We start from the raw sequence: 17,445 nt of genomic DNA on the forward strand, positions 1-17,445 counted from the left end.
TAGGGTCAGAGGTTATTTGCCGCTGCCGGCGACGCTTTCGCCGCCTTTGGTCAGGTAATAGGCCCCCAAAATCGGGATCATGGTCAGCAACATCACCGACAGCGCCACCACATTGGTGATCGGCACATCACGCGGGCGACCTAGCTGGTTCAGCAACCACAGCGGTAGCGTGCGCTCATGGCCGGCGGTGAAGGTGGTGACAATGATTTCATCAAACGACAACGCGAACGCCAGCATGCCTCCGGCCAGCAGCGCCGAGCCAAGGTTGGGCAATATCACGTAGCGGAAGGTTTGCCAGCCGTCGGCACCGAGATCCATAGAGGCTTCGATCAGGCTGTAGGAAGTTCGGCGGAAACGAGCAATCACGTTGTTGAACACGATCACCACGCAGAAGGTGGCATGGCCAATGACGATGGTCAGCACCCCCGGTTCGATATTCAGCGCCTTAAACGCCGCCAGCAGTGCCAGACCGGTGACAATGCCCGGCAGCGCGATCGGCAACAGCAGCAGCAACGAAATGCTGTCTTTACCGAAGAAGTCACGCCGGTAAAGAGCCGCTGCCGCCAGCGTGCCCAGCACCAGCGCCACGACGGTGGCCAACGCGGCAATCTGCGCGGACAGCAGCATCGCATCGATAATGTCCTGACGCCCGGCGGCAACGCTGAACCAATGCAGCGTAAACCCCTTTGGCGGGAAGCTGAATGCCGCATCCTCGGTGTTGAAGGCGTAGAGGGCGATAATCGCCAACGGAAAATGCAGGAAAATCAGTCCGCCCCAGGCGGCCAGTTTTAGCCCTAACGGCGCGCGTTCAGAGTGCATCGAAGGCCCCCAGACGTTTTACAATGGAAAGATAAATCGCGATCAGCACGATCGGCACCAGAGTAAAGGCCGCGGCCATAGGCATATTGCCGATCGCCCCTTGCTGGGCGTAGACCATGCTGCCGATAAAGTAGCCCGGCGGCCCCACCAGCTGCGGCACGATAAAGTCCCCCAGCGTCAGCGAGAAGGTGAAAATTGACCCGGCGGCGATCCCCGGCACTGCCAGCGGCAGGATCACGTAGCGAAAGGTCTGCGCCGGTCGGGCGCCCAGATCCGCCGATGCATGCAGCAGCGAAGGAGGCAGGCGTTCCAGCGCCGCCTGGATCGGCAGGATCATGAACGGCAGCCAGATATAAACAAACACCAGAAAACGGCCCAACCCGGAGGTGGATAGCGTGTTGCCGCCGACGCCCGGTACGGTCAGGATCGCCGCCAGCAACGGCTCCAGCCCGAGATGCTGCAGGAACCATTGCGCTACGCCATCCTTCGCCAACAGCAGTGTCCAGGCGTAGGCCTTGACGATATAACTGGCCCACATCGGCATCATCACCGCGATGTAGAAAAACGCCTTGGTGCGGCCGCTGGTGTAACGCGCCATATAATAGGCAATCGGAAACGCCAGCACCGCGCTGGCCAGAGACACCAGTACCGCCATCGTCAGCGTGCGCAGAATGATGTCGTAATTGGCCGGATTGAACAGCGCCCGCAGGTTATCGAAGGTCAGATCCGGCGTCACCGTCATGGTGAAGTCGTCGAAGGTGTAAAAACCCTGCCACAGCAGCGTCAGCAGCGAGCCGAGGTAGACCGCGCCAAACCACAGCAGCGGCGGCACCAGCAACAGCAGCAGGTACAGCGTCGGCCGACGATATAAGTAGGTCGACAGGGTGCGCAAGGTACCGCGGCGCGGCGCGGGATAATCGATGCTCATCTCCATTTCACCTCGCCTCCAGCAATGGCACCATCGCCTCGCGCGACCAGCAGGCGGTGACCGGTTGGCCGATCAGATGTGGCTGCCCATCGGCGTGCCACTGAGGGTTCGCCTGGCTGACCAGCAGTTTCTCACCGCTGTTCAACGCAATTTCGTAGCGCGTCGCCGCTCCCTGATAATGGATCTCCTGCAGCGTACCCTGCACCTGAATTTCCCCCTGCGCCGCGCCGGCCTGATCCGCTAGCCGAATATGCTCGGGACGGATCGAGAAGGTAGCAGCCTGCCCCAACAACCGCTGCGCCAAATCGCTGCGAACCACGTTAGAGGTGCCGACAAACTCGGCGACAAACGGCGTCTTCGGTCGCATGTAGAGTTCACGCGGCGCGTCCACCTGTTCAATACGGCCATTGTTGAATACCGCCACCCGGTCAGACATCGACAGCGCTTCACTCTGATCGTGGGTAACGAAAATAAAGGTGATGCCGAGCTGACGCTGCAGCTTTTTCAACTCTCCCTGCATCTGCTCGCGCAGCTTGAGATCCAGCGCGCCGAGCGGTTCATCCAGCAGCAGCACCCGTGGCCGATTGACCAGTGCGCGAGCCAGTGCGACACGCTGCCGCTGGCCGCCGGAAAGGTGCGCCGGTTTGCGCTCGGCAACAAACCCCAAGGCCACGCTGTCCAGCGCTTCCTGCGCACGGGCCAGGCGTTCACGCTTGGCGACGCCTTTAACCATCAGCCCGTAAGCGACGTTTTCCAGCACCGACATATGTGGGAACAGCGCGTAATCCTGGAAGACGGTATTCACGTCGCGCTGATACGGCGGCAAATTGGCGGCCTCCTGCCCGTGAATACGAATCGAGCCGGCAGTGAGCTGTTCGAAACCGGCGATCAACCGCAGGCAGGTGGTTTTCCCCGAGCCGGAAGGCCCGAGCATGGAGAAGAATTCCCCGTCTTGTATCTCGATTGAAACCCGGTCCACGGCGCGAACCTCGCCGAAGCTTCGCGAAACATCGATAAATTGCACGGCAATGGTCATGATCTGCGCTCCTGATTGACGTTAATCGGGCGTAGCGAACTACGCCCGCACGGGTTACCGACCGCCCATGATGGCGATGTAATCCTGAGTCCAGCGGCTGTAGGGCACGAATTTTCCGCCCTGCGCCTGTGGCGTTTTCCAGAAGGCAATCTTGTCAAACTGGTTGAAACCGTTGGTCTCGCAACCTTTATCACCCAACAACGAGCTGGCTTTGCAACCCGCCGGCGAAGCCGGGACAGAACCGAACCAGGCGGCAACGTCGCCCTGCACTTTCGGTTCCAGTGACCAGTTCATCCACAGGTAGGCGCAGTTCGGGTGTTTGGCATCGGTATGCAGCATGGTGGTGTCGGCCCAACCGGTCACCCCCTCTTTCGGGAACACCGTCCCGATCGGCTGGCCTTCCCCTTTCAGGGCATTGGCCTGATACGGCCAGGCGCTGGAGGCGACCACGCCTTCGTTTTTGAAATCGCTCATTTGTACCGAGGTGTCATGCCAGTAGCGATGAATCAATGCATGCTGGGTACGCAGCAGTTTCAACGCTGCCTGATACTGCTCTTCGTTAAGCTGATACGGATCGCTGATGCCAAGCTGCGGCTGCGTGGCTTTCAGGAACAACGCCGCATCGGCGATATAGATTGGCCCATCGTAGGCCTGAACCCGGCCCTGGTTGGTTTTGCCATCCGGCAGGTTCTGCTGCTGGAACACCACCGCCCAGCTGTCCGGCGGTGTCGGGAAAGTTTTGGTGTTGTACATCAGCAGGTTCGGGCCCCACTGATAGGGCGTGCCGTAAGTTTTTCCGTCCAGGGTGTACCAGGCACCGTTCAACAGACGCGGGTCGATGTTTTTCCAGTTAGGGATCAACGCGGTATTGATCGGCTGCACCCGCTTGCCGAAAATCAGCCGCAGCGAAGCATCGCCGGATGCAGTGACCAGGTCGTAGCCCCCTTTAGCCATCAGGCTGACCATTTCGTCGGAAGTGGCGGCGGTTTTCACATTCACCGCGCAGCTGGTTTGCTTTTCAAACTGGCTGACCCAGTCGTAGTTTTTATCGGACTGGCCGCGTTCGATATAGCCGGGCCAGGCAATGATATCCAGTCGCCCTTCGCCCTTGCCGAGCGCCTGCGGCAGATCGGCCGCCTGGGCCAAACCGCAAAGTACGGTAAAACAGAGCGCGGAAACTGTGGTGGTGACTGCGGTAGTTTTTCCCATCGTAATTACCCCTGTGTAGCCTATCTGTGTGCGGCAGGGAACGGCTGCCGCCCTGGTTTTATTTTGTGAAACCGTTAGAAGCTGGCTTTGAATTTCGCCATTACATGCCTGACAACGCTGTAGTCCTGCAGTGAATCGCTGGAAAGATCCTTGCCGTAGCCGGAGCGCTTCAGGCCCCCGTGCGGCATTTCACTCGCCAGGGTGAAATGGGTGTTGATCCAGGTACTGCCGTATTGCAGATGGGCAGCGATATGCAGCGCCCGATCGATATTCTGCGTCCAGATCGATGAGGCCAGACCGTACTCGGAATCGTTTGCCCAGTTGACCGCCTGTTCCAGATGTTCAAAGCGAGTGATGCTCACCACCGGGCCAAATACCTCTCGCTGGACGATTTCATCGCTTTGCAGACAGCCGGCAAGCAGCGTGGGCTGGTAATAGAAACCCGGGCCGGAATGCGCGGCGGCGCCGGTGATCAATTCAATGTGTGGCTGGCTGAGCGCACGCTCGACAAAGCTGGCGACGCGATCGCGCTGACGACTGCTGATCAGCGGACCGATTTCGTTATCCTCATCGCGTTTACGGGCAAAACGCAGGCTGGCAACCGCTTCGCCCAACGCATCCACCAGCTTCGGATAGATCCCCGCCTGCGCGTAGATGCGGCAGGCGGCGGTGCAGTCTTGCCCGGCGTTGTAGTAGCCATAGGTGCGAATGCTGTTGACCACCTCGTCCAAATCGGCGTCGTCGCAGACAATCACCGGTGCCTTGCCCCCCAGCTCCAGGTGCGTGCGTTTGACGCTTTTCGCCGCCGCCTGCAGAATTTTTTGCCCGGTGACGATATCGCCGGTGACCGACACCAGCCGCACCTGCGGGTGGCCGACCAAATGGCTGCCAACCCCTTCCCCACCGCCGTAGACGATATTCAGCACCCCCGGCGGCAGGATCTCCTGTAACGCGGGCACCAGCGCCAAAATGGTCAGAGGGGTGTGTTCGGAAGGTTTGAATACCACGGTGTTGCCCGCGGCCAGCGCCGGCGCAATTTTCCACGCCGCCATCATCAACGGGTAATTCCAGGGCGCAATAGAGGCCACCACGCCAATCGGGTCGCGGCGGATCATTGAAGTGTGCCCTTCGATATATTCTCCGGCCAACTGCCCCTGTTGGGTGCGCACCGCGCCGGCAAAGAAACGAAAGACGTCGATGGCCGCCGGCAGATCGTCATTGAGCGCCTGATGCAGCGGTTTGCCGCAGTTGAGCGCCTCCAGACCGGCCAGGCGTTCGGCCTGCCGCTCGATGGCATCGGCAATACGCAACAGAATAGCCGCGCGGTAGGCAGGGGTAGTCCGCGACCAGGAAGCGAACGCCTGTTGCGCCGCTTTCACTGCGTTGCCGACCTGAGCGGACGAGGCTTCGGTGATCGAGACCAAAGTCTCGCCATTCGCCGGATTAACGATGCACTCTTGTTGGCCTTCGCCTTCGACCGATTGACCGTTAATGAATTGCTGACAGGATAAACCTGAAAGGAGGTGCACATCTGCCATTGCGTATCGCCTCTGAGTGACAAAAACGTTAACTAAATGTGAAATAAGTTAGTTTTAATCAGACTAAGCGAGCATCAGGCAGCCAACAAATTCTAAATACTGAACGACGCGTTCGATTAAATCGAATGCTTCAGCCCAGCCGCGTGCATATTGCCGTTTTCACGCGCAATGGTGAGAAACGGCGTAACCAGCTCCGGCCGTGCACTACCGCGCCGCCATGCCAGGCCGATATCCAGCGGTTCCAGCAGATCCGCCAGCTTACGCGCCTCAATCATATTGCCTTCCAGAGACCAGGCGCGGTAGGCCATGTCCGGCAAGATAGAAACGCCCATTCCCGCCGCCACCAGGCTGCGTACCGCCTCGGTTGAAGCAGTTTTCATGGCTATTTCCGGTTTTAAACCTGCGCGCGCCCAGATACGCCGCGCATGCACGTCCATTTCGTCGGCATTAAGCTGGATCAGCGGCAGCTTCGCCACATCCGCCAGGCTGATGCTTTCATGATCCAGCAGTGGATGCAGCGGTGGTAACCACAGGCGATAAGGTGAGTGCATCAGGACTTCGCTTTGCAGCGCATCACGATCTTCGATGTTCGACAGGATCAGCACGCCAATATCGATTTCTCCACTGACCAGCAGATGCTCAATATAGGGCCGCTCGTCTTCAATCACCTGAATGGTGACGTTGGGGTATGCCGATTTAAAGCGCTTAAGCAGCTCGACCAAAAAGTAGCCCGCCACCAGGCTGGTCACGCCGATGGTCAGCTTGCCGGTCAGGCTTTCGGTTCCCAGTTGCAGGCTACGCTTGGCGTTGTCCACCGTGGCAAGGATCAGATAAGACTGGCGCAGAAACTGATGACCCTGATGCGTCAGGTTCATGCCCTTGGCGTGACGCTCAAACAGACGTACGCCGATGTCGGTTTCCAACTGCTGGATAGCCAGCGTCAGCGAAGACTGGGAAACAAACACCGCCTGGGCAGCGGCAGAGATCGAACCGGTTTCGGCCACCGCGATAAAATGGCGGATTTGGCGCAGCGTCATCATGAATAATCATCTCAAGCAAGGCAGTTGCGTTGAGTGTAGCCATCGGCGCGGTGAAGCGATCGGGAAAAGTATCAAAAACGCGATAGCCTTCGCTTTTTTAGAATGCTTACGCTGAAAGCTTCAGATACGACAAGGGCGCAGCATGCTGCGCCCTTGGGGAATTCAGACCGGAAAAGTTAAATCAAATCGCTTCTTCGTCTTGTTCGCCGGTCCGGATACGCACTACGCGCGCCACGTCGAAGACAAAGATTTTACCGTCGCCGATTTTACCGGTCTGCGCGGTCTGCATGATGGTTTCCACGCAGGTATCGACGATATCGTCGGCCACGACGATCTCAATTTTCACCTTCGGCAGAAAATCGACCATGTACTCAGCGCCACGGTACAGCTCAGTGTGCCCTTTCTGACGGCCGAAGCCTTTCACTTCGGTCACGGTCATCCCGGTAATGCCAACTTCAGCCAGCGCTTCACGGACATCATCCAGTTTGAACGGCTTGATAATAGCGTCGATCTTTTTCATCTTCTTTCCTTTACCAATTTTTGCGGCCAAAGCCGGATGTGATTGGGTAGCGGCGGTCTTTGCCGAAATTGCGGGCGGTGATGCGCGGCCCGACGGCGGCCTGACGCCGCTTGTATTCGTTAATATCCACCAGGCGTATCACCTTGCGAACGATCGCCTCGTCGAAGCCTTCGGCCACCAGATCGGCAACCGATTTATCGCGCTCGACGTAACCTTCCAGAATCGCATCCAGAATGTCGTACGGCGGCAGGCTGTCCTGATCGAGCTGATCCGGCGCCAGCTCGGCGGACGGTGGGCGATCGATAACGCGCTGCGGGATCACGTAAGAGACGGTATTGCGGTATTCGGACAGCTTGAACACCAGCGTTTTAGGCACGTCCTTCAACACGTCGAAGCCACCGGCCATATCACCATACAGCGTGGCGTAACCTACGGCCATCTCGCTTTTGTTGCCGGTGGTCAACACGATGCTGCGGCGCTTGTTGGACAGCGCCATCAGCACTACGCCGCGACAGCGCGCCTGCAGGTTCTCTTCCGTGGTGTCGCGCTCGGTCCCCGCGAACATGGGCGTCAGCTGGCCCATAAAGGCGTCGAACATTGGCTCAATCGAGACGATATCGAATTCGATGCCCAGAATTTCAGCTTCTTCCCTGGCGTCGGCAATGCTGATGTCCGCGGTATAACGGAACGGCATCATCAGCGCCTGCACCTTGTCTTTGCCCAGCGCATCGACGGCAATCGCCAGCGTCAGCGCCGAATCGATACCGCCGGAAAGCCCCAGCACGGCACCCTTGAAGCCATTTTTGGTCACGTAATCGCGTACCGCCAGCACCAGGGCTTCATAGACCTGCGCCAACGGCGGCAGTTCGGCGGCCGGAGCGGTCATCGGTACCACGTCCAGCTCGTTGAATTCCAACAGGGTTACCTGCTCGGCAAACGCCGCCAGGCGATGGGTCATGTTGCCGGCTGCGTCGAAGACTTTCGAACAGCCGTCAAAAATCAGCTCATCCTGGCCGCCAATCTGGTTCAGATACACCAACGGCAAATGGGTACGCTGGCAATGGCCGGCCATCAGGGTTTTACGGATGTACGGCTTTTCGCGGTTGTAAGGCGATGCATTGATCGACAAAATCATTTCGGCACCGGCGGCCCTGGCGGCATCAACCGGCTCAGGGAACCACAAGTCTTCGCAAATCAGCAGGCCCAAACGGTAGCCTTTCAGCTCAACCACGCAGGTGTCGTTACCGGCCTGGAAGTAGCGCTTCTCATCGAATACGCCATAGTTCGGCAACTGCTGTTTGAAGTAACGCGCCTGCAACTGCCCTTCAGAAAACAGCGACAGCGCATTATAGAGTTTGTCGCCTTCGCGCCACGGATGGCCGACCAGGATCGCCACGTCGGTGGAAGCCTGCTGCAGACGCAGAAGCTGCTCGTCACAACGTTGGTAAAAATCGTTGCGATACAACAGATCTTCCGGCGGATAGCCGGACAGCGCCAGTTCGGTGAACATGACCAGATCGGCTCCCGCCTTCTGCTGCTGTTGCACGGTTTGCAACATTCGTTCGGTGTTGCCTTCGATGTCACCGACCAGCAGATTCAACTGGGCCAGTGCGATGGAAAGTGATCTGCTCATTGTTTAGGATCCCGCTTAATACGTTCCATGGTTCTTTGCGTTTGGTCATGCCAGCAATTGAGAACGGAGTGTAAATCATTCCGCCGCGTTTGTTGAGAACCTGCGTGCGCAGGCCGCGGCGGAAAACATCATTCTTTAAAATCGTTGGCGTCCAGTTCATGGCGCGACAGCAATTTATAAAACTCGGTACGGTTACGGCCCGCCATGCGCGCGGCCTGGGTGACGTTACCCTTGGTGATCTGCAACAGCTTGCGTAAATAGTGCAATTCAAACTGATTACGCGCCTCGACAAAAGTCGGCAAGGCGGTGTTTTCCCCTTCCAACGCCTGCTCTACCAACGCTTCGCTGATCACCGGCGCTGAGGTCAGGGCCACGCACTGCTCGATCACGTTTACCAGTTGGCGCACGTTGCCCGGCCAGCTGGCGGTCATCAGGCGTTTCATGGCGTCCGAAGAGAAGCTGCGGACAAACGGCTTATGACGCTTGGCGGATTCGCGCAGCAGATGATTGGCCAGCAGCGGAATATCCTCGGCCCGCTCGTTCAGCGCCGGGATCTTCAGGTTCACCACGTTGAGGCGGTAGTACAGATCCTCGCGGAATTCGTTTTTCGCCATCGCCTTTTGCAGATCGCGGTGGGTGGCGGAGATAATGCGTACGTCGATGTCCAGATCGCGGTTACTGCCCAGCGGGCGTACCTTGCGCTCCTGCAGTACGCGCAGCAGCTTCACCTGCAGCGAAAGCGGCATATCGCCAATCTCGTCGAGGAACAGCGTCCCGCCCGCAGCGGCCTGGAACAGCCCTTCACGGCTGCTGACCGCGCCGGTAAACGCCCCTTTGGCATGACCGAACAGCTCCGACTCCAGCAGTTGTTCCGGCAACGCACCGCAGTTAATGGCGATAAACGCCTTCTTGCCGCGCGGGCTGGCACCGTGGATAGCCTGCGCCAACACTTCTTTACCGGTACCGCTATGGCCGTTGATCAAGACGCTGACGTCCGACTGCGCCACCATTTTCGCCTGCTCCAGCAGGCGCAGCATGATAGGACTGCGGGTGACGATATCTTCACGCCAGCTGTCGTCACCGGCCGGCAATGACTGCGACAGCGCTTCGTCGATAGCCTTGTACAGCGCATCGCGGTCCACCGGTTTGGTCAGGAAGCTGAATACCCCTTGCTGAGTGGCCGCCACCGCATCCGGGATCGAACCGTGGGCAGTCAGAATGATCACCGGCATGCCCGGCTGGTGCTTTTGGATCTCGGCGAACAGCGCCATGCCGTCCATTTCATCCATCCGCAGATCGCTGATCACCAGATCAATTTTCTCGCGCCCTAACAGGCGCAGCGCTTCCTGGCCGCTTTCGGCGGTGGTGACATGAAACCCTTCGCTGGTCAGGCGCATGCCCAACAGCTTGAGCAGGCTGGGATCGTCGTCAACCAATAACAAATTGGCCGGTTTGCGTGCTGTCATTGCGCGTGAGACTCCTTATTAGCGGGGGGCGGCGCGTAAGTATCTTCCGGCTCGATCGGCAGGGCGGTGCCCTTTTCCGGCTCGGCGTCCGATTCTTCGGCCTTGGCCGGCGCCACTTTCTTGCCCGTTGCGTCGGTTTTTGGCTGTGTCCCGCTGTTATCCGGGATTTCACTTTGCAGCTGCTTGCGCGAAGAGAGCTGACGTTCGATATCGGTCAGGTTTTCCAGCTTGCGTGACGTGTCCTGCAACTGCGCTTGCAGGCGAACCTGGCTCTGGCGCAGCTGATCTATCTGGCTGTCGGTGCTTTCCTGCAGATGCTGATAACGTGCCTTTTCATCAAACAGGGTGATTTGCAGCACCTGCTGCTGACGCCACAGCTGCAACAGCGGGCGCAGCGAGCTTGGGAACTCAAGGCGATAACTGTTCAGGCGATCGATAATCTGACGGCGCTCGCCCGAAGTCGGTTCGGCGCTGCCCAGCAAAATGCTCTGTTTGAAGATGCCGTCCCAGCTGTTGCCGGGCACGGTTTTTGCCAGCGCACGCGCCTGGGTTGAACCGATACGATCGGCACAGTCCATAGCACGCAGCCAGTAAAGTGAGTTATTCAGCGCGTCTTTATCATCCAGCGGCCACAGGGTGTCACAGGCCGCAATGCGGTAATCCACCACTTTGGTATCCGGGATCGCTTCCTGCTGGGGTTGATTCAGACCCCCGCTGACCGCACGATCGACACAGCCAGCCAGCAGAAACGGCATAAAAAGCACGCTGCCTAAAAAAGAAAATCGACGCTTGCCGAGCGGCGTGCCCAGTGTGGCACGCGGTGAACGTTCGGTCTGCGTAAGACGAAGGCGTTTAGACCATGTGTACATTATTATTCATTCTCGGCGGTTAATGGCAATTCAATACGGAAGCAGACGTCTGCGCCGGCGACTTCAACCAGCTGCAGCTCACCGCGCATCCGGCGGATACAATCCTGCGCGATGCTCAGCCCCAGACCGCTTCCTTTTACCGCCCCTTTTCGCTGGTGACTACCCTGGAAAAAAGGCTCGAAAATCATGGTTTTCTCGGCTTCGGGGATCGGTGTGCCGCTGTTGGCGACATCAATCTGCACCCGTTGCCCAACCTGACGGCTGCGGATCCAAATGTTACCGGATTCCTTGCCGTAGTGCACCGCATTGGAGTAGAGATTATCCAGCACGCGCATTAATAGCGTAGGCTCTGCCCAGCATATTTCCGCATCCAGTTGGATCTCGGTGCGAAGCATTTTCGCCCGGGCCGGCAAACTGTGCGCAGCCACGACCATATCGACCATGTCGGTCAACTCGACATTTTCATGTTCCGCCGGGCCATCGGCCAGTTTGCGGTTGTAATCCAGCAGTTGTTCAATCAGTTGCTGCAGGTGTCGGCTGCTTTGATCGAGGATCGTCACCACCTCTTTTTGATCGGAGGTCAGCGGCCCTGCCACTTCATCCGCCAGCAGTTCGGTGCCTTCACGCATGCTGGCCAGCGGCGTTTTCAATTCATGCGAGATATGGCGCAAGAACTCATGGCGCTGCGACTCCAGCCACGCCAGGCGCTCGCTCAGCCAAATAATGCGCTGCGCCAGCGAACGCAATTCACGGGGACCTTTAAAGGCGTCGGTGCTGCCCAGCGCTCGCCCTTCACCCAAACGGTTGATCATCCTCTCTACCGCTTTGACCGGCCCGATGATCATTCGGGTGAACAACACCACCAGCATCACGCTGACCAGAAACAGCATCAGCGCCTGCCAGCCGAAGAACTGACCGCGCTCGGCAATCGCCTGCTGTAGCTGCTGGCCGCGTGAAAACACCACGGCACGCGTGGCCTGTACCATCTCGGCATTGGAGCGTGAAAACGATTCTAACAGCGTGGAAGCCTGCGGATCCGGACCGCTGCTTTGGCATTTAATCGCTGCCAACTGGGTCAACAGATCGCGCAAGGTTTGATAATAGCGTTCATCCGGCAGGATCGGGGCATGGGCATCCAGCATTTGCGAATACTGTTTGCGCTGATTCTGATAGAGGCGCGCCAGTGTGGGATCCACCAGCACGCAATATTGGCGGTAGCTGCGCTCCATTTCCAACGCCACGCTGGTCATCGCCTCGCTGCGTCGTGCATCCACCAACGTAGTGCGGTTGATGTCCGCCGCTTGGGCGCTGAGGTGATCCAGACTCTGGTAAGCCTGATAGGCCAGCACCAGCAGCGGCAACAGCACCAGCAAGAACGCCATCAACACCAGTTGACGTAGCGAACGGGGAAATAAACGCCATCTTTTCAACGAAATCATCTCATTGTCTCTAGTCTGCTTCGATGCTAACCGAGTCGCCGATGAGAGGAAAGCCCGGCGTTCAGCGGAGCGTCAGGAAAATAAAGGGATCGTGCAGGTGGGCGGGGAATAACGTTAGAACTTACTGATAACGAAAGAGAGGCCAACATGACTTTGAGATTAGACGCTGGGGCAAGACTGCCCCATCGCAAGAATGTGTGGATGCCCTTATTTCTCGTCCCCAGGGTGATGTAGCCCAAAGGCTGGCATCGAACAGGACGAATAGCATCCGTAAGTATCCGGAATTGATGAACACTCATCACAGTTGGATACAGGCGGTGCCTCACTCCACGTGTCGCCCGATGCTTGATAAAGCGCTTGCGCGACTGTTATCGGTTTGGTTGGACGATAGGCACCATTTCTTTGGCATCATTCGGGGGCTTATGAGGCAACTGTTCCGTCTATTTACGGGGCCGTCATAAAAAGTTGAATGAGCAACTGAGCAGAATAATGCACTTAACGTGCCAACTTTTCAATTAATTTATTAACCAACTGAATTTAAATAAAAATAAATTAAAACAATGCCAAAACACTCGTATTCTCAGCTCTGTGGGCGAAGAAAAAAACGCCGGCCTGTCGCCAAAAACCGACAACTTAAGCCAATTAATTTTCCATCATTATAAATCAATAAGTTACGTGTCTCTTTTTAGAGACAGTGAAAATGCCCTCTGTCGCAAAATGCAGACAATCGCCATGGCCATATAAATAGAAAAGGGACGCAATCTGTTGCGTCCCTTTCGGCTAGCACAGCGTTATCGCTTAACCCAGCTGCTTACGGGCGTTGCGGAACATGCGCATCCACGGGCTGTCTTCGCCCCACTCTTCCGGATGCCATGAGTTGCTGACGGTACGGAACACGCGCTCCGGATGCGGCATCATTACCGTTGCACGCCCATTGGCGCTGGTGACGGCGGTGATACCGTTCGGCGAACCGTTCGGGTTGGCCGGGTAGCTTTCCGTAACCTGACCGGCATTATCGACAAAGCGCAATGCCACCAGACCATGGTGCTCCAGGGCTGCCAAATGTGCCGCATCGCGCACTTCGACATGCCCTTCACCGTGCGAAACGGCAATCGGCATGCGCGACCCCGCCATCCCCTGCATGAACAGCGACGGACTGGCCGCCACTTCCACCAGGCTGAAGCGGGCCTCAAAACGGTCTGACAGGTTACGTACGAAACGCGGCCAATGTTCGGCACCGGGGATCAGATCGCGCAGGTTCGACATCATCTGACAACCGTTGCATACGCCCAGTGCCAGGGTCTGTGGACGGTGGAAGAAGGATTCGAACTCGTCACGCACGCGGTCGTTGAACAGAATCGACTTCGCCCAGCCTTCGCCGGCGCCCAACACGTCGCCATAAGAGAAACCGCCACAGGCCACCAGAGTATGGAAGTCCTGCAGGTCACGGCGCCCTTCGAGCAAATCGCTCATGTGCACGTCTACCGCATCGAAACCGGCGCGGTGGAATGCCGCCGCCATCTCAACGTGGGAGTTAACGCCCTGCTCCCGCAGCACCGCCACTTTAGGGCGTGCGCCCTTGGCAATATAAGGTGCCGCAATATCTTCTTCCGGTGCAAAGCTCAGTTTGACGTTCAGGCCAGGATCGCGCTCGTCCTGCTTGGCCTGGTGCTCCTGATCGGCACATTCAGGGTTATCGCGCAGGCGCTGCATCTGCCAGGTCGTTTCCGCCCACCAGGTGCGTAACGTAGCACGGCTTTCGCTGTACACCGGTTTGTCGCCTTGGGTAATCACAAAGCGATCGCCAGCCTGTACGCTGCCGATGTGGTGCACATTGTCCGTCAGGCCATGCTGAGCAAACGCCTGTTGTACCGCTTCAAGCCGATCGGCCGTTACCTGGATCACAGCGCCCAACTCTTCGTTGAACAGCGCAGCCAACGCATCGTCGCCCAACCCTTGAATATCCACCTGCACACCGCAGTGACCGGCAAACGCCATTTCCGCCAGCGTCACCAACAGGCCGCCGTCGGAACGGTCGTGATAAGCCAGCAACGCACGATCGGCCACCAATTTTTGCATCGCGTTGAAGAAGCCCGCCAATTGCTCAACGTTACGCACATCGGCCGGTTTGTCGCCCAGTTGGCGGTAAACCTGCGCCAACGCAGTGGCACCCAGCGCGTTATGGCCGTTACCCAGGTCGATCAACAGCAATGCCGTGTCGCCCTTGTCGGTGCGCAGCTGCGGCGTTACGGTGTGGCGCACATCTTCGACGCGGGCAAAACCGGTGATCACCAGCGACAGCGGTGAGGTCATTTCGCGCTGCTCGTTGCCTTCCTGCCAGCGGGTTTTCATCGACATGGAGTCTTTGCCCACCGGAATGGTGATGCCCAGCGCCGGACAAAGCTCTTCGCCCACCGCTTTTACCGCTTCATACAGGCCGGCATCTTCACCCGGGTGCCCGGCTGCCGCCATCCAGTTAGCGGAAAGCTTGACGCGCTTGAGCGAACCGATCTCGGTTGCCGCCAGGTTGGTCAGCGCTTCCCCCACCGCCAGACGGCCGGAAGCGGCGAAGTCCAGCAGGGCAACCGGCGCACGTTCGCCGATCGACATCGCTTCACCATAGTAACTGTCCAGGCTGGCCGTCGTGACCGCGCAGTCGGCTACCGGGATCTGCCATGGCCCGACCATCTGATCGCGTGCCACCATACCGGTCACGGTACGGTCGCCGATGGTGATCAGGAAGGTTTTCTCGGCAACTGCCGGCAGGTGCAGAACACGTTTTACCGCATCGGCCAAAGTAATGTTGTCGCGCTGTACCGGCTGGCCTTTAGCCTGCAGGCGGGTCACGTCACGCGTCATCTTCGGCGTTTTGCCCAGCAGCACGTCCAACGGCATGTCGATCGGCTGGTTGTCGAAATGGCTGTCGTTCAGCGTCAAATGCTGTTCTTCGGTGGCTTCGCCGATCACCGCATAAGGGGCACGCTCACGGCGACAAATCTCGTCGAACTGCGCCATCTGCGCCGGGGCAATCGCCATCACATAGCGTTCCTGCGATTCATTGCACCAGACTTCCAGCGGGCTCATGCCCGGTTCGTCGTTAAGGATATCGCGCAGTTCGAAACGGCCACCGCGGCCACCGTCGCTAACCAGCTCTGGCATGGCGTTAGACAAACCGCCCGCCCCCACATCGTGGATAAACAGAATCGGGTTCTGTTCGCCCAACTGCCAGCAGCGGTCGATCACTTCCTGGCAGCGACGCTCCATTTCCGGGTTGTCGCGCTGTACCGAGGCAAAATCCAGATCGGCGTCGGACTGGCCGGAGGCCATAGAAGAGGCTGCGCCGCCGCCCAGACCGATGTTCATCGCCGGGCCACCCAGCACCACCAGTTTGGCGCCGACGGTGATTTCGCCTTTTTGCACGTGGTCGGCGCGGATGTTGCCGATACCGCCCGCCAGCATGATCGGTTTGTGATAACCGCGCAGTTCGACGCCGTTATGGCTGTTGACCTGTTCTTCATAGGTACGGAAGTATCCCACCAACGCCGGACGGCCGAATTCGTTATTGAACGCTGCGCCACCCAGTGGGCCGTCGGTCATGATGTCCAGTGCGGTTACGATGCGATCCGGTTTGCCAAAATCCTGCTCCCAGGGCTGCTCGAAGCCGGGAATGCGCAGGTTGGAAACCGAGAAGCCCACCAGGCCGGCCTTGGGTTTGGCACCGCGACCTGTAGCACCTTCGTCGCGGATCTCGCCACCGGAACCGGTAGCGGCACCCGGCCACGGGGAGATCGCCGTCGGGTGGTTATGGGTTTCCACCTTCATCAGGATATGGGCCTCTTCCTGATGATAGTCATACTGACCGCTTTGCGGCGCAGCGAAGAAACGGCCGACCTGCGAACCTTCCATCACGGCGGCATTGTCTTTATAAGCCGACAGCACGTAATCCGGCGTCTGCTCGAACGTATTTTTGATCATTTTGAACAGCGACTTCGGCTGCTGTTCGCCGTCGATGATCCAATCGGCGTTGAAAATTTTATGCCGGCAGTGCTCCGAGTTGGCCTGCGCGAACATATAGAGTTCGATATCCGTCGGGTTGCGCCCCAGCCCGGTAAAGGCATTCAGCAGATAGTCGATTTCGTCTTCGGCCAGCGCCAGACCCAGCTTGAGGTTGGCCTGTTCCAGCGCGCTGCGCCCTTCCCCCAGCATATCGATCGCCTGATAAGGCGCCGGCTGATGCTGAGCAAACAGCTGCTCTGCCTGTTGCAAGCTGCTGAAGACGGTTTCCATCATCCGGTCGTGCAGCAATGCGGCAAGCTGTTGCCACTGTGCCTCAGTCAGCGTCGGTGCCTTGACGTAAAACGCCAGACCGCGCTCCAACCGCACCACCTGCTTCAAACCGCAGTTATGGGCGATATCGGTAGCTTTGGAAGACCAGGGAGAAATGGTGCCCGGACGCGGTGTCACCAACAGCAGGCGACCTTCAGGGGCATGTTCGGCGAGAGAGGGACCGTACTTGAGCAGGCGCGTGAGCTTGCCGTGTTCTTCGGCAGTGAGCGGTGCGCTAACATCGGCAAAGTGGACGTACTCGGCGTAGATATCACTGACCGGAAGTTGGGCGTCCTGGCAGCGGGACAACAGTTTGGTAACACGAAAAGCCGACAAAGCGGGCGAACCACGCAGTATTTCCATAATCAAAGTTCTCTCGTCTTCGAAGCAACTGACTTCAGCACTTCATTGGGCGCAACAGGGGGAAAACGCGCGCCATTATAGAGAATCTGCGCGACAGACGAAACCGTTTGCGTAGCTATTATTGATAAAAGCTGTTCACGCCATCGAATTGTCATAACGTATCAATAAAGTTGCACGCTGGCGTTTTGTTGCGCAAAATGCCCCGGCACTGGTGATTTAACCATAAGAAAAAGCGGGATGACAGTCGTCAGTGCACCTG

The 17,445-nt window shown here is 58.0% G+C and carries 12 protein-coding genes; all 12 read right to left on the reverse strand.

Annotated features, from left to right (window positions below):
* Positions 1-12 precede the first annotated feature (12 nt).
* The 12 genes from LQ945_RS07620 to purL all read right to left on the reverse strand — a co-directional run bounded on the left by LQ945_RS07620 (position 13) and on the right by purL (position 17,186).
* Positions 13-819 (reverse strand): ABC transporter permease, encoded by an 807-nt coding sequence (locus LQ945_RS07620; RefSeq protein ID WP_044554558.1) that lies wholly within the window; start codon positions 817-819, stop codon positions 13-15.
* A complete protein-coding gene (locus LQ945_RS07625) occupies positions 809-1,753 on the reverse strand; it encodes an ABC transporter permease (RefSeq protein WP_020828179.1) in 945 nt (314 codons plus the stop codon). Before LQ945_RS07625 ends, LQ945_RS07620 begins: the two co-directional genes overlap by 11 nt.
* A gap of 1 nt (position 1,754) precedes the next feature.
* Positions 1,755-2,783 carry an ABC transporter ATP-binding protein gene (locus tag LQ945_RS07630; protein WP_044554556.1) on the reverse strand — a complete coding sequence of 343 codons (1,029 nt, stop codon included), beginning with the start codon at positions 2,781-2,783 and terminating at the stop codon, positions 1,755-1,757.
* Positions 2,784-2,837: 54 nt separating this feature from the next.
* Entirely contained in the window at positions 2,838-3,992 is a 1,155-nt protein-coding gene (gene ydcS / locus LQ945_RS07635) for a putative ABC transporter substrate-binding protein YdcS (protein WP_270102631.1), read from the reverse strand.
* A gap of 74 nt (positions 3,993-4,066) precedes the next feature.
* Entirely contained in the window at positions 4,067-5,530 is a 1,464-nt protein-coding gene (locus LQ945_RS07640) for a gamma-aminobutyraldehyde dehydrogenase (RefSeq protein WP_044554555.1), read from the reverse strand.
* A gap of 116 nt (positions 5,531-5,646) precedes the next feature.
* A complete protein-coding gene (locus LQ945_RS07645; RefSeq protein WP_020828183.1) occupies positions 5,647-6,570 on the reverse strand; it encodes a LysR substrate-binding domain-containing protein in 924 nt (307 codons plus the stop codon).
* 181 nt (positions 6,571-6,751) lie between these two features.
* Positions 6,752-7,090, reverse strand: a complete 339-nt coding sequence (gene glnB / locus LQ945_RS07650; protein ID WP_004847623.1) for a nitrogen regulatory protein P-II — start codon at positions 7,088-7,090, stop codon at positions 6,752-6,754.
* Positions 7,091-7,100: 10 nt separating this feature from the next.
* Entirely contained in the window at positions 7,101-8,723 is a 1,623-nt protein-coding gene (locus LQ945_RS07655) for an NAD+ synthase (protein ID WP_270102633.1), read from the reverse strand.
* Between the two features lie 128 nt (positions 8,724-8,851).
* On the reverse strand, positions 8,852-10,189 hold the full coding sequence (gene glrR, locus LQ945_RS07660) for a two-component system response regulator GlrR (RefSeq protein ID WP_044554550.1): 1,338 nt from the start codon (positions 10,187-10,189) through the stop codon (positions 8,852-8,854).
* On the reverse strand, positions 10,186-11,058 hold the full coding sequence (gene qseG / locus LQ945_RS07665; protein ID WP_053225549.1) for a two-component system QseEF-associated lipoprotein QseG: 873 nt from the start codon (positions 11,056-11,058) through the stop codon (positions 10,186-10,188). The genes glrR and qseG overlap by 4 nt, the downstream gene beginning before the upstream one ends.
* A 2-nt stretch (positions 11,059-11,060) precedes the next feature.
* Positions 11,061-12,497: a sensor histidine kinase gene (locus LQ945_RS07670; protein ID WP_270102634.1), complete on the reverse strand. Its 1,437-nt coding sequence runs from the start codon at positions 12,495-12,497 to the stop codon at positions 11,061-11,063.
* Between the two features lie 798 nt (positions 12,498-13,295).
* On the reverse strand, positions 13,296-17,186 hold the full coding sequence (purL, locus tag LQ945_RS07675) for a phosphoribosylformylglycinamidine synthase (RefSeq protein WP_270102635.1): 3,891 nt from the start codon (positions 17,184-17,186) through the stop codon (positions 13,296-13,298).
* Positions 17,187-17,445: the final 259 nt, after the last annotated feature.

Origin of the sequence: Serratia liquefaciens, from assembly GCF_027594825.1 — a bacterium.
Taxonomy (GTDB): Bacteria; Pseudomonadota; Gammaproteobacteria; order Enterobacterales; family Enterobacteriaceae; genus Serratia; species Serratia liquefaciens_A.